The sequence below is a fragment of the Cystobacter fuscus genome, from assembly GCF_044360685.1.
In the GTDB taxonomy this organism is placed as follows: domain Bacteria; phylum Myxococcota; class Myxococcia; order Myxococcales; family Myxococcaceae; genus Cystobacter; species Cystobacter fuscus_C.
In genome coordinates this window covers 7,555,861-7,568,150 of record NZ_CP043491.1, presented here as the reverse complement: position 1 = coordinate 7,568,150, position 12,290 = coordinate 7,555,861, and the positions used below count along the sequence as shown (strand labels likewise).

At 69.7% G+C, this 12,290-nt stretch carries 12 protein-coding genes; all 12 read left to right on the top strand.

The annotated features are described in order from the left end of the window. Positions 1-261: 261 nt before the first annotated feature. The 12 genes from F0U63_RS30935 (at position 262) to F0U63_RS30880 (ending at position 12,285) form a co-directional block, all read left to right on the top strand. Positions 262-606, top strand: coding sequence for a hypothetical protein (locus F0U63_RS30935; RefSeq protein WP_395835341.1), 345 nt, complete (start codon positions 262-264; stop codon positions 604-606). Continuing rightward, positions 606-1,346, top strand: a complete 741-nt coding sequence (locus F0U63_RS30930) for a lytic transglycosylase domain-containing protein (protein ID WP_395835339.1) — start codon at positions 606-608, stop codon at positions 1,344-1,346. Before F0U63_RS30935 ends, F0U63_RS30930 begins: the two co-directional genes overlap by 1 nt. A 78-nt stretch (positions 1,347-1,424) precedes the next feature. After that, complete coding sequence (locus F0U63_RS30925) at positions 1,425-2,108, top strand: hypothetical protein (RefSeq protein ID WP_395835337.1); 684 nt, start codon at positions 1,425-1,427, stop codon at positions 2,106-2,108. Positions 2,109-2,129: 21 nt separating this feature from the next. Next, complete coding sequence (locus F0U63_RS30920; protein ID WP_395835335.1) at positions 2,130-2,594, top strand: social motility and stimulation tgl protein; 465 nt, start codon at positions 2,130-2,132, stop codon at positions 2,592-2,594. A gap of 29 nt (positions 2,595-2,623) precedes the next feature. Continuing rightward, positions 2,624-3,373, top strand: a complete 750-nt coding sequence (gene tgl, locus F0U63_RS30915; RefSeq protein ID WP_395835333.1) for a social motility TPR repeat lipoprotein Tgl — start codon at positions 2,624-2,626, stop codon at positions 3,371-3,373. Between the two features lie 18 nt (positions 3,374-3,391). Then, positions 3,392-3,781: a RodZ family helix-turn-helix domain-containing protein gene (locus F0U63_RS30910; protein WP_002628246.1), complete on the top strand. Its 390-nt coding sequence runs from the start codon at positions 3,392-3,394 to the stop codon at positions 3,779-3,781. A 3-nt stretch (positions 3,782-3,784) separates the two neighbouring features. Further along, positions 3,785-4,519, top strand: coding sequence for a DNA repair protein RecO (recO, locus tag F0U63_RS30905; RefSeq protein ID WP_395835331.1), 735 nt, complete (start codon positions 3,785-3,787; stop codon positions 4,517-4,519). A 20-nt stretch (positions 4,520-4,539) separates the two neighbouring features. Beyond that, complete coding sequence (locus F0U63_RS30900) at positions 4,540-5,550, top strand: carbohydrate kinase family protein (protein WP_395835329.1); 1,011 nt, start codon at positions 4,540-4,542, stop codon at positions 5,548-5,550. 84 nt (positions 5,551-5,634) lie between these two features. Beyond that, positions 5,635-6,615: a glycine--tRNA ligase subunit alpha gene (gene glyQ / locus F0U63_RS30895; protein ID WP_395835327.1), complete on the top strand. Its 981-nt coding sequence runs from the start codon at positions 5,635-5,637 to the stop codon at positions 6,613-6,615. Beyond that, a complete protein-coding gene (gene glyS / locus F0U63_RS30890) occupies positions 6,605-8,704 on the top strand; it encodes a glycine--tRNA ligase subunit beta (RefSeq protein WP_395835325.1) in 2,100 nt (699 codons plus the stop codon). The genes glyQ and glyS overlap by 11 nt, the downstream gene beginning before the upstream one ends. 135 nt (positions 8,705-8,839) lie before the next feature. Next, complete coding sequence (locus tag F0U63_RS30885; protein ID WP_395835323.1) at positions 8,840-10,261, top strand: YncE family protein; 1,422 nt, start codon at positions 8,840-8,842, stop codon at positions 10,259-10,261. An 8-nt stretch (positions 10,262-10,269) separates the two neighbouring features. After that, the gene (locus F0U63_RS30880; protein ID WP_395835321.1) at positions 10,270-12,285 is read left to right on the top strand and encodes a hypothetical protein; all 2,016 of its coding nucleotides are present in this window, start codon (positions 10,270-10,272) and stop codon (positions 12,283-12,285) included. The last annotated feature ends 5 nt before the right edge of the window (positions 12,286-12,290 follow it).

The window sequence follows — 12,290 nt, the reverse complement described above, 5'->3', positions numbered from 1 at the left end:
CCGTTTTCCCTGGGAGTGGCGGTTTTTTTATGACTCTCAACAGTTTTACAGCTTGACCCGGGTAAGCTGGTTGCACTAACTCGTAAAAACGATGGAGATCGACCCGTGCGCTATCCGGGCGAACATCCAGCAGTGGTCGCAGCGAGCAGCTCGGCGAGCGTGAGCGGTGTTTCACACGATCGAGTGCCTGTTGGCTCGATCGCTCCTTACCCCCCCGCCGTCCTGGCCCCGGCTCGGGACGGCCATGCTGGAGAGTGTGTCATGGACAACGTGGAAATCCCCCAGAAGTACCACCTGGCGGAGACGTTCGAGCGCGTGTGGAGCCAGGCCCTGCTGGCCGTATCTACCGCCGAGGACGAGGCCACGCGCTGTGCGCAGCGAGTGGCGGACCTGGCGGGCTGGAGCCAGGACGAGGTGGTGCGCCAGGGGAGGCTCTTGACGGACCGGCTGACGGGCCACCGCAAGGATCTCGAGCACAACGTGGAGGAGGGAGTTCGGCGCGCTCTGTCGGGCTTCATGATTCCGCGCCGCGATCAGATCCAGGACATCGAGAGCCGGCTCATCCGACTGGCCGAGCGCATCGACGCCATGGGGCAGAGCAAGTGATGCCCACCCCCTCGACCCGTCAGCGTTGGGCCGAGGGGCTGTTCCGCGGTTTGCACGCGCTGGGCGCCGGGTGTGGAAAGCTCCCCCTGGTGGCCGGGGTCGCCCTGGTGTTGTCCGCCCGCGCGGTGCCGCTGTTCACCCCTCCGGAGGCGCCCCGTACGGCCGAGTCCTCCCGCTTCGAAGCAGCGCCTCCCGACGCGGCGCTCATCGACGCGGTGCTCGCCAAGCGTGCTCCGGAGTTGGGTCTCACCCTGCGGCGGCAGCTCGTCCACGCCATCGCCGAGGAGGCGGGCCAGGCGGGGTATGATCCGCTGCTCATCCTGGCGCTCATCGACGTGGAGTCGGACTTCACGGAAGAGGCCGTCTCCGACAAGGGGGCGCGGGGGCTGATGCAGATCAAGCCCAGCACGCTGCACTTCCTCGCGGAGAAGCAGGGGCTGCGGCTGTCGCGCGAGGAGGTGGCCGCGGATCCCGCCCTGGGCGTGCGTCTGGGCATCCGCTACCTGCGCACGCTGCATGATCGCTTCGGGGACCTGGATCTGGCCCTCATGGCCTACAATGCCGGCCCCACGCGCATCTGGTTGGCGAAGAAGGCGGGCGAGCTGGACACCTTCCGCCGCTATCCTCGTCTGGTCCGCCGTGACTTCAGGCGTTTCCGGGAAGGGGAGGGGCTGGGCGGCGATTGGGCCATGGCCCAGAGGGAGCTCGAGGAGCCCTCTCCCGAGGTGAAGGGTCCTTAGCGCGCGTGGAGGGGGCGCGTGCTTGTCCGTCCCGGATGGGTGCGCTATCGCTCTGTTCCAGGAGGAGTCCATCACCTCATGCGCCGCGTCATCTCCGCTCTCATCCTCTCGGTCTTGTTGCCCCTGCCGGCCCTCGCCTCGGTGTTCCTCAACGGGGTGCGCATCGACGGCCTGACGAACCAGACCTTCGACAAGGTCTCCTCCGTCCGCATCGATGATCAGGGCAACATCCACATCGTCGCCCCGGGCTACTCCGTCAAGACGATGGAAGTGCCCGCGCCGGCCCCTGCTCCCGCGGCTCCTCCGGCGGCTCCCGCCGCTCCGGCTCCCACGGCCGCCGCTCCCACGGCCGCTCCGGTGGCTCCCACCGCCCCGCAGACTGCGGCGCCCACCGCTCCCACCCGCATCACCCAGCGCTACTGGCTGGTGACGGAGCAGTCCGCCCAGGGCAAGACGGAGTACGACATCGACCTGTTCATCAACTCCGCGTGGGTGCGCAAGCTGCGCAATGGCGAGGGGCAGGTCATCACGGAGCTCACCCGCTACCTGCGGCCCGGAAGGAACACCGTGCGGATGATGGCGTCCAAGGTGCTCACCGGTCCGCGGCGCAGCCAGTCCGCCGAGCACACCTTCCAGGTCATCATCGGCGAGGGCAACGAGGGCGGTGGCCGGGTGATGATCGACAAGCCCCTCATCCGCTTCCAGCGCACCGCCGCGCAGACCGAGGACGTGACCGAGGAGTTCGTCCTCACCACGCGCTAGCGCGGGAGAGGGTGCCCAAACATGTTCGTCATCGACGACAGATTCCGGGGTCTGCCCGCGGCGCGGGAGCAGGTGCTGCTGGTGCACCAGTCCATCAACTCGCCCCACCTGGCCATTCCCGGCAAGCCCGCGGGGCCCGCGCAGGCCTTCGTGGTGGGCCTGCGCGGCGCGAGCGGCTTCGCCGTCTTCATCTACCTGTTCCTGTCCGAGGCCAGGGATTGCGCGGTGTATGCTCCCTCGCGTCGCGGCACGCGCCTCGAGGAAACCCAACAGCATGAGGCCGAGGCGCTCGCCTTCGTGGAGTCCATGGGCTTCATGATGGACAACGCGCACTACGCTTCCCTGTCCACCGCCCAGCAGGATGAGTTGTTGAAGAGCTTGCCCGTCTTCTACAAGGACCCCAAGCTGGCGCCGGGCACCCGGACTCGGGCCGACGAGAAGCGCACGGCCTCGACGAACCTCGGCCGCCTGCTGGCCTCCTTCTGATTTCCCCTTCCGTGACGAGATTCCCCCCAATGCTCTCCCGCGCTTCCTCCCTCTGGTTCCTCGCGCTCCTGCTGGTGGGCTGCAAGCATGTCCCCACCGACAAGGAGCGCGAGGGCGCCGAGATCCACTACGAGCTGGCCCTGCAGGCCCAGCGCATGGGCAACGTGCAGGATGCCTACAAGTCCCTCCAGAAGTCGTTGGAGCTCAATCCGGACTACCCGGAGGCGCACCACGTCATCGGCATCCTCCTGCACCTGTCGTTCAACCGCCCCGAGGAGGCCATCGAGCACTACCAGAAGGCGCTGGCGCTGCGGCCGAACTTCTCCGAGGCGAAGACGAACCTGGCCAATGTCTATCTGTCCCAGGCGCGCTATGACGAGGCCATCACCCTGTACGAGCAGGCACTCAACGACATGCTCTACCCCACGCCCTTCATCGCGCAGAGCAACCTGGGGTGGGCCCTGTACAAGAAGGGCGACAAGGAGCGGGCGGTGCAGAACATCAAGGCGGCGGTGACGGTCAATCCCAGCTTCTGTCTGGGCTACCGCAACCTGGGCACCATCTACGAGGAAAGCGGCGAGCTTTCCGAGGCATGCCGCTACCTGGGGCGTTATCGTGAGGCCTGCCCGGATGTGGCGGACGCCCACCTGCGTGAGGGCGCCTGCCTGGCGAAGCAGGGGAAGGTGGAGGAGGCGCGCCAGAGCTTCACCACATGCGAGGCCAAGGCGACGAGCCAGAACCTCAAGGACGATTGCCACCGCCTGCTCGAGGCCTTGTAACCAGCGAGTCCCATCCCCGTGGATTACGTCGAATTCGGCAGATATCTGTCCCAGCAACGTGAGCTGCGCGGCCTGTCCCGTGACGAGGTGTCGCGGGTGACGAAGATTTCCCCGAGCCTGATCGCCGCCCTGGAAGAAGGGCAGATCGAGCGGCTGCCCAATCGGGTCTTCATCGTCAACTACATCCGCTCCTACGCCACCGTCATCGGACTGGCGCCCGAGGAGGCCATCCTCCGCTACGAGGAGGTGGACAAGGCGGCTCCCGAGCCCAGTCCGGTGACGCTGGAGCGCGAACGGCGCCGGCGCGCCTGGTTGATTCTCGCGGTGGTGTTGCTGGTGCTCGCCGCTGGCGTGTTCGCGGCCCTGGTGGTGACTGGAAAGGTGGCGCTGCCTCAGCCCCGCCCCTGACGCATGGATCGATACACTGACGAGGCGCTGGTCCTCTCCACCGTGGACTATGGGGAAGCGGACCGGCTGGTCACGCTCCTCACGCGCGAGCACGGCAAGCTGACGGCCTTCGCCGCCGGGGCGCGCAAGAGCAAACGCCGCTTCGCCGGCGCGCTGGAGCCCTACATGCGCCTGCGCGTGCAGCTCGTGGAGACGCGCGGCGCCACGGTGCGCCTGGACTCGGCCGACATCGTCGCGGGCTACTACGCGGCCCGCGCGGATCTCCCCCTCATCGCCCGGGCCCTCTACGCCGTGGAGCTGTGCCGCGAGCTGACGCGCGACCACGAGCCCCACCCGGAGCTCTTCGCGCTGCTCGAGGGCTACCTGCACAAGCTCGATGCGAAGGAGGCGGGCCCCACCTCGCTCTTGGCCTTCGAGCTGTCGGCGCTGGCCCACGCGGGCCTCATGCCGCGCTTCGACTCGTGCTCGCTGTGCGGCGGCGCTCCGGGAGCGCGGCCCCGCTTCGATCAAGCCCATGGCGGCGCGGTGTGCGAGGCGTGCGCGGGCCGGGCGCGCGACGCGGTGGCCATCTCCCCGGAGCTGCTCTCCGGCCTCCGGGCGCTCCAGGACGGCGAGCGCACCCCCTTGCCCGCGGAGCTCCGGGCCCGGGCGCGCGCGCTGCTCAACCTCTTCATCTCCCATCACCTGGGCCGCCGCCTCAAGAGCGTGGACTTCATGGATCAGGTGGGGCTGGACTGACGGCGGGCAGGAGGCGGTACATGGCGCAGGACGAGGCGGCCCCGTTCGACGTGGTGTGTGTGGGCGAGTGCCTGGTGGACTTCCTCCCCACGCGGGCCGGTGAGCGCGTGCGGGACGTGGCCTCCTGGACCCCGGGCATCGGTGGCTCGCTGGCCAACGTGGCCGTGGGCGTGGCGCGCCTGGGAGGCCGCTCGGCCAGCGTGGGCGTGGTGGGCGAGGACGAGTTCGGCCACCTGCTGCGCGAGCGCCTGGCCGCCGAGGGCGTGGACGTGAGCCGCCTGCGCCAGACGGCCGAGGGCCGCACGGGGCTCGTCTTCATCTCGCTCGACGCGCGGGGCGAGCGCAGCTTCTGCTACTTCCGCACGCGCTCGGCCGAGTTCCTCCTCTCCGAGCGGGACGTGGACCCCGCCTTCCTCGCCCGCGCGCGGGTGATGCACCTGGGCACCAACTCCCTGGCGCTGCCCGAGGCGCGCGCGGCGATGTTGCGCGGCGTGGAGGCCGCCCGGGCGGCGGGGCGCATCGTGAGTTGCGATCCCAACATCCGCATCCATGCCTGGGAGGACCCCCAGGTGCTGCGCGAGCTGCTCGGGCGGCTGCTGCCGCGCTGCACGCTGGTGAAGCTGTCCGAGGAGGAGGTGGCCTTCGCCACGGGTCAGCCGGGGCCCGTGGAGGCCCTGCATCACCTGGCGGGCCAGGGGGTGCCGCTGCCCGTGGTGACCCTGGGCGAGGCGGGCGCCGTCTTCCTGTGGAAGGGCCGGGTGGTGCACGTGGAGGCCCCCCGGGCGCGCGTGGTGGACACCACCGGGGCGGGGGATGGGTTCACCTCGGGCCTGCTCCGGGGGCTGTCACGGCGCTACCCGGACGCGGCGGCGCTGGAGCGGGCGTCCCTCGAGGACCTGACCGCCCTGGTCCGCTTCTCGTGCGTGGTGGGCTCGCGCGTGGTGGAGCACCTGGGGGCCGTGGCGGGCCTGCCCACCAGGGCCGAGGTGGCCTCCGCCATGCCCGAGTGGCTGCGCGAGCCGTCTTCCTGAGCCGCCCCCCGCTTTTGGATAGGACACGGAGCACGCGGGCCGTTCTTGACGCTCCTGGACCCCATCACTAGGGTCCGCGGCGCCATGTACTTCCAGGATTTGATCCTCACGCTCCAGAACCACTGGGCCAAGCAGGGTTGCATCATCAACCAGCCCTATGATCTCGAGGTGGGCGCGGGCACCATGCACCCGTCCACCTTCCTCCGTGCCCTGGGCCCCGAGCCCTGGAACGTGGCCTACGTGCAGCCCTCGCGGCGTCCCGCCGATGGCCGCTTCGGCGAGAACCCCAACCGCCTGTTCCAGCACCACCAGTTCCAGGTCATCCTCAAGCCCGCGCCCAAGAACGTCCAGCAGCTCTACCTGGACTCGCTGCGCGCCATCGGCATGGATCCGCTCGACCACGACATCCGCTTCGTCGAGGACGACTGGGAGTCCCCCACGCTGGGCGCCTGGGGCCTGGGCTGGGAGGTGTGGTGTGACGGCATGGAAGTCACCCAGTTCACCTACTTCCAGCAGTGCGGCGGCTTCGAGTGCAAGCCCGTGGCGGCGGAGCTCACATACGGCCTCGAGCGGCTGACCATGTACCTGCAGAACGTCGAGAACGTCTACGACATCGAGTGGGTCAAGGGCGTGAAGTACCGCGAGGTCTTCCACCCGAACGAGGTGGAGATGAGCCGCTACGCGCTCCAGGAGTCGGACGCGCAGATGCTCTTCGCGCTCTTCGACTCCTACGAGAAGGAGTGCAAGCGCCTCATCGAGCGCGAGCTGCCGCTGCCCGCGTATGACTACGCGCTCAAGTGCTCGCACGCCTTCAACCTGCTGGACGCGCGCGGCGCCATCTCGGTGACCGAGCGCGCCAACTTCATCAAGCGCGTGCGCGACAACGCGCGCCTGTGCGCCGAGGGTTACCTGAAGATGCGTGAGAAGCTCGGCTACCCGCTGCTCAAGACGCCCTGGACCGTGGGCGAGCAGCCGCCGGTGCTCGAGGGCAAGCCGGCCAGCGACTACTGGAAGACGGTGACGCTCAACAAGCCCGAGCAGGCGGAGGTGGCCCGTGGCCAGTGAACTGTTGCTGGAGATCGGCGCCGAGGAGATTCCCGCCTCGTTCATCCTCCCCGCGCTGGAGGATCTCAAGCGCATCATCACCGAGCGCGCCGCCGAGGCCCGGCTCCAGCTCGGCGAGGTGCGCACCTACGGCACGCCGCGCCGGCTCGCGGTGTGGGTGAAGGGCGTGGCGGAGCGGGGCGAGGACATCACCCGCGAGGTGCTCGGCCCCAGCGTCAAGGCGGCCTTCGACAAGGACGGCAAGCCCACCAAGGCGGCGGAGAAGTTCGCCGAGAGCCAGAAGGTGGCGGTGGACGCCCTCTTGCGCGTGCAGACGCCCAAGGGCGAATACCTGGGCGCCAAGGTGGAGGAGAAGGGCCGCCCGGCGGCGGACATCCTCAAGGACATCCTCCACGCGGCGGTGCACGGCATCAGCTTCCGCAAGACGATGCGCTGGGGCGACGTGGACCAGGCCTTCGCGCGGCCCGTGCAGTGGGTGGTGGCGCTGCTGGGTGGCGAGGTGCTGCCGGTGGTGCTCGGTGACGTGAGGAGCGGCCGCACCACCTACGGCCACCGCTTCCTGTCGCCCGCGGCCATCGAGCTCGCCCGGCCCTCGGACTACGAGGCCGCCCTGGAGAAGGCGAACGTGGTGCCGGACTTCTCCAAGCGCCGCGCCTCGGTGCTAGAGAAGGTGCGCGCGGCGGCCCAGCAGGCCGGTGGCAAGCTCCTGGAGGACGACTCCCTGGTGGATCAGGTGACCAACCTCGTGGAGCTGCCCAACCCCGTGGTGGGCTCCTTCGAGGAGCGGCACCTGGACTTGCCCCCCGAGGTGCTGGTGCAGGAAATGAAGAGCCACCAGCGCTACTTCTCCGTGGTGGATGCCAACGGCAAGCTGATGCCGCGCTTCATCGCCGTGTCCAACACGCCGGTGCGCGACGTGAACCTGTCCCTGCGCGGCTACCAGCGAGTGCTGCGCTCGCGTCTGGCCGACGGGCGCTTCTTCTTCGACGAGGATCGCAAGACGCCGCTCGAGGCGCGCACGGAGAAGCTGGCGCGCGTGGTGTGGCAGGGCCAGCTCGGCAGCTACGCGGAGAAGGTGGCGCGCATGCGCTCGCTGGCCGTGAAGCTGGCGGAGTCGACGGGCCATGGCGCCCTCAAGTCCACCATCGAGCGCGCCGCCACCCTGTCCAAGGCGGACCTCGTCACCGGCATGGTGGGCGAGTTCCCCGAGCTGCAGGGCGTCATGGGCCGCGAGTACGCCCGCGCGAGCGGTGAGCCGGAGGCGGTGGCCCTGGCCATCTTCGAGCACTACCTGCCGCGCTCGGCCGAGGACTCCCTGCCCACCCAGGACGCCGGAGCCCTGGTGGGTCTGGCCGACCGGTTGGACACCCTGAGCGGCATCTTCGCCATCGGCAAGGGGCCGAGCGGCGCGGCGGATCCGTTCGCCCTGCGGCGCGCGTGCCTCACCACCATCCGCATCGTGCTGGATCGGGGCTACCGCTTCTCGCTGTCCCAGGCGGTGGACGCGGCGCTCGAGCAGCTCGCGCCCAAGCTCGCCAACGTCAAGCGCAAGGCCGGCGAGCCCGCCCCGCGTGAGCAGGTGCTCGAGTTCTTCCGTGGCCGCCTCAAGGCGCTGTGGACGGAGCAGTACCGCACGGACGTGGTGGAGGCGGTGCTCGCCGCCGGCTACGACGATCTCGTGTCCGCCCACAAGCGCCTCCAGGCGCTCGCCAGCATCGTGGGGCAGGCGGACTTCGCCCCCCTGGCGGTGGCCTTCAAGCGCGTGGTCAACATCGTCGAGAAGCAGGGCAAGGACGTGAGCCGCGGCGGCGTGGACTCCCAGCGCTTCACTGACGACGCCGAGCGCCAGCTCCACTCGGCCTTCGTCCAGGCGCGCACCCGCGTGGGTGATCGGGTCAAGGCCGATGACTTCTCCGGAGCCCTCCAGGAGATCACCGGCCTCAAGCCCACCGTGGACACCTTCTTCGACAAGGTCATGGTGATGGCCGAGGACCGCGACCTGCGCGAGAACCGCATCCGGCTGCTCACCGAGGTCGGCACGCTGTTCAACCAGGTGGCCGACTTCTCGAAGATCCAGTCCGAGGCCTGACGGCCGCCGGGCAGGGGAGGAGGGGCCCACCCCGGGCCCACTCGGGGCCCACCCGCCCCGAGGGGCCGGAATAGGCCGGCCCCTTTGTAGTTGCTCGAAGGGAGGGGGGTTCCTACACTCCGCCCCCCTTCCGACATGCGCATCCTCCTCCCCAGCCTCGCGCTCTTCCTCGTCGCGTGCTCCGAAGTCGAGCCGCGACCCCCGCCCACGGATCGCTTCGTCTACCCGAGCGGCATCCATTACCGCTCCGTGGCCGGTTCCACGCGGGGCATCCTCTACGTGTCGAGCGCCAACTTCGACCGGTGCTTCGATCAAGGCACCGTCATGGCGGTCGATCTGGATCGCGTGGGCACGGAGGGCAACCGGCTGCCGCTGCTGAGCGAGTCGGGCGCCAATCCCGCCGCCCCCGTGGTGACGATCGAGCAGCTCAACGTGCCGTCCGAATCCCTGGTCTACATCCAGAGCTATGCCGGGGAGCTGGCCTACTGGGAGCGCACGGACGCGGCGCCTCGCCTCTTCGTGCCGGCGCGCGCCGACGGCGACTTCCTCCACTACATCGACGTGCCGGAGCCGACGCGTCTTGCCTGCGTGGGCAGCTCGGGCAACAACTGCCTCGAGGGCGCGCTGTCGCTCACCCAGCTTCCGGGCCAGACGCAGGATCTGCCCCGCGCGCCCGCGCCCTTCGGCGTGGACGTGGGGGCCGAGGGCGACGTGTGGGTGACTCACCTGAGCGCCGCGGACTCTCCGGCCGGGTCGGCCTCAACGGGTGGCGCCGTCTTCCAGTCCTACGTGGTGCGCCTGCCGGGCGATGAGCCCCGGGTGACCACGTCGGACTTCTTCTCGCTGTCCATTCCGGATCTCCCCCAGGGGGGCAGCAACTCGGTGCTCGTCGACGAGCGCTACGTGTTCGTCTCCGGCCGGTTCGACGGGTATGTGACGAGCAGCTCGGCGGCCCGCCGGTTCCTGCTGCGTGTGCTGGACAAGACCAACCCCTCGCGGCTGCTCGACCCCGGGTTGGATTTGAGCTTCGCGGCGAACGACTCCCGAGGGCTCGCGCTGACGGCGAGGCCCGCGGTGTCGGGGGCGGCCAGCCGCCGGCTCTACATGGCCGTGCGCGGACCGGACTCGCTGCTGATCGTCAACGTGGAGGGCAGTGAAGGGGATTCGCCCCGCCTGACGGTGGTGGGCTCGGTGCCCCTGCCGCTCGGACCCACGGAAGTGAAGCTGGTGCCCCGAGGGGCCGGGCGGGCGGAACTGGTGCTCATCTCCTGCAGCGACGCGGGCGTGGTGGCCATCTATGACCCGGACGTGGGACAGGTCGTGGCCCAGGTGACGGTGGGGCAGATCCGCGGCACCGAGTCGCCCCGGCCCTTCGGCCTCGACGTGCAGCGAGAGGGCAACTCGGCGCGGATCTTCGCCAGCAACTTCGGCGATGGACGCATCTCGGTGATCGACATCCCCAACCTCGACAGTCCCCAGGACGCGCGGCTCGTGGCCTATCTCGGCGCCCGTCAGGACGTGGGGCAGTCCGCGACGTGCAGGGAGGTGCAGCAGTGAAGCGCTTCATGGTGTCTCTGGTACTGGGCCTGGGCGTGCTGCTGTGCGCGTGCACGCAGCAGGCTCCGGTGGCCCTGCCCGCGGGTCTTCAGGGGACGTACGACCTGGTCCTGGTCAATGATCTGCTGTTCGTCACGTCGACGGACCGCAATGAGCTGCGCGTGCTCGAGCTGACGGAGGACGCGATGAAGCGGGGGTATGTGCGCGCCCCCAATCCGCTGGAGCCGCTCGCCATTCCGGTGCTGCCCCGGCCCCAGGCGCTCGCGCGCGACGTGCGCTACGACGCCGAGGGCAATGAGCGCACGGGTTCCTATGTGTACGCGCGCAGCAATGGCTCGGCCATCGTCTCCGTCGTGGACTCCGCCGCAGACAAGCTGCACGAGGTGGCCCGGCTCGACACGCGGCTGCTGACGGGCGTGTCCTCGGGGCCGGTGACGGCCTTCGCGGCGCTCGCCACCGAGCAGGAGGGCGGCTCGAGCACGCTCTACTTCGCCACCCAGGAGACCGCCGGGGCGCGGCTGTGGCGTGCCTCGCTCACCACGGACACCCAGGCCCTGGCCTCCCCCCCGGCGCCCCTCACCGCGGAGCTGCTCCTGGAGCTGGCTTCCGACGAGGCGGTGAGTTCCCTGCTCGTGCTGCCCGATCCCAACCTGCTCGCGGTGTCCACGCGCCGGGGCCAGTCCGGCAACCCGGGAACGAGCTTCATCCTGGAGGTGAACACGAAGGCGCGGCGCACGACGCTCGACTTCGGAGGCGCCCAGGTGCTCCAGCTCGTCACCCACGGCCGGGTGCCCGGAGAGGACACGCAGCCGGAGCGCCGGGCCCCGGGCGCGCGCATCTTCGGCGTGTTGGATCCCTCCAACTGCACCCAGCCCGCCGCCCCCGCTCCGGCCGTCGCATGCCAGTCGGGCATCCTGGCGGCGGACTCCACCACGGGCGCGCTGGCCAAGGACTTCACCGGCTACCCCATGCTGCCCATCAACTCGGGCTCGGGGCTGCCCATGGGCCTGTCGCTGTCCACGAACACCCTGCTGAGCGTGCAGGGCGGCGAGACGCGCGAGGCCGCGGTTCCGCTGCTGGGAATCGTGCCGCTGTCCACGGGCGCCATCCTCTTCTTCGATGCCCTGAACCTCGTCCACCTCAACGTGGGCGCGGCCTGGTTGGCCTCGGAGACGCCGAACACGGCCACCGCCACCATCTCCCTGCTGGATGTCGTGGGCAACAACGTGGATCCCTCCACCCCCGACCGCCGGGCGGACATCGCCTTCGCGGGCACGTTCGGCGTCACCCGGGACGAGGCGTACGTGCTCACCTCCGAGCGCGTGTTGCCCAACGCCTCCCGGTTGGAGCGCGATCCGGCCACCACCACCTTCACGGTCCCCGTCATCGACGCCCTGGAGGATGGGATCGCGCGGCCGAGCGTGCGTCCGGGAGATCTGATCGTGTTGCTTCCCGAGAACACGTCCCTGCCGGCCTGTGCCGAGTCCGTGCTCGTGGGGGAGGTGCAACGCGAGCCCGCGGCCCCCACGGCGAGGCTGGTGCCCGCGGGAGCCCTGCCGGCGGCCTGCGCGGACTACCCGCGCTTCGAGGTCCGCGCCGGGGGTGAGCGCCCGCTCGTGCTCACCGATGCCGCGGGCAACTACCTCCAGCGCATGGGCACGGGCAGTACCTACTCCCGTACCGACACCTTCTTCTTCCACCCCCCGGGCTACGCGGGGCAGGCCACCGGCACGGCCGTGTCCCTGACGGTCACGCGCGACCTGCGCCAGAGCCCCGTGGGCCGGGATCAGAGCTTCGTGGTGACCACCGCGTCCCACTTCTTCCCGTACATCCTCTCGGTGGACCTCGTGAACTACGATGCGCTCCGCGGCTTCCGCCTGCCTGGTCCCGTGGTGAGGGCGAGGGTGGGGGGCACGGACTTCGCCTACATCGTCTATCCCTCCGCCAACGCCATCCTGCAGATGAACCTGTCCACCGTCGTCGCCGGAGCGGCGAACAACCTGTCCTTGGTGCCCTTCCGCTGATTTCG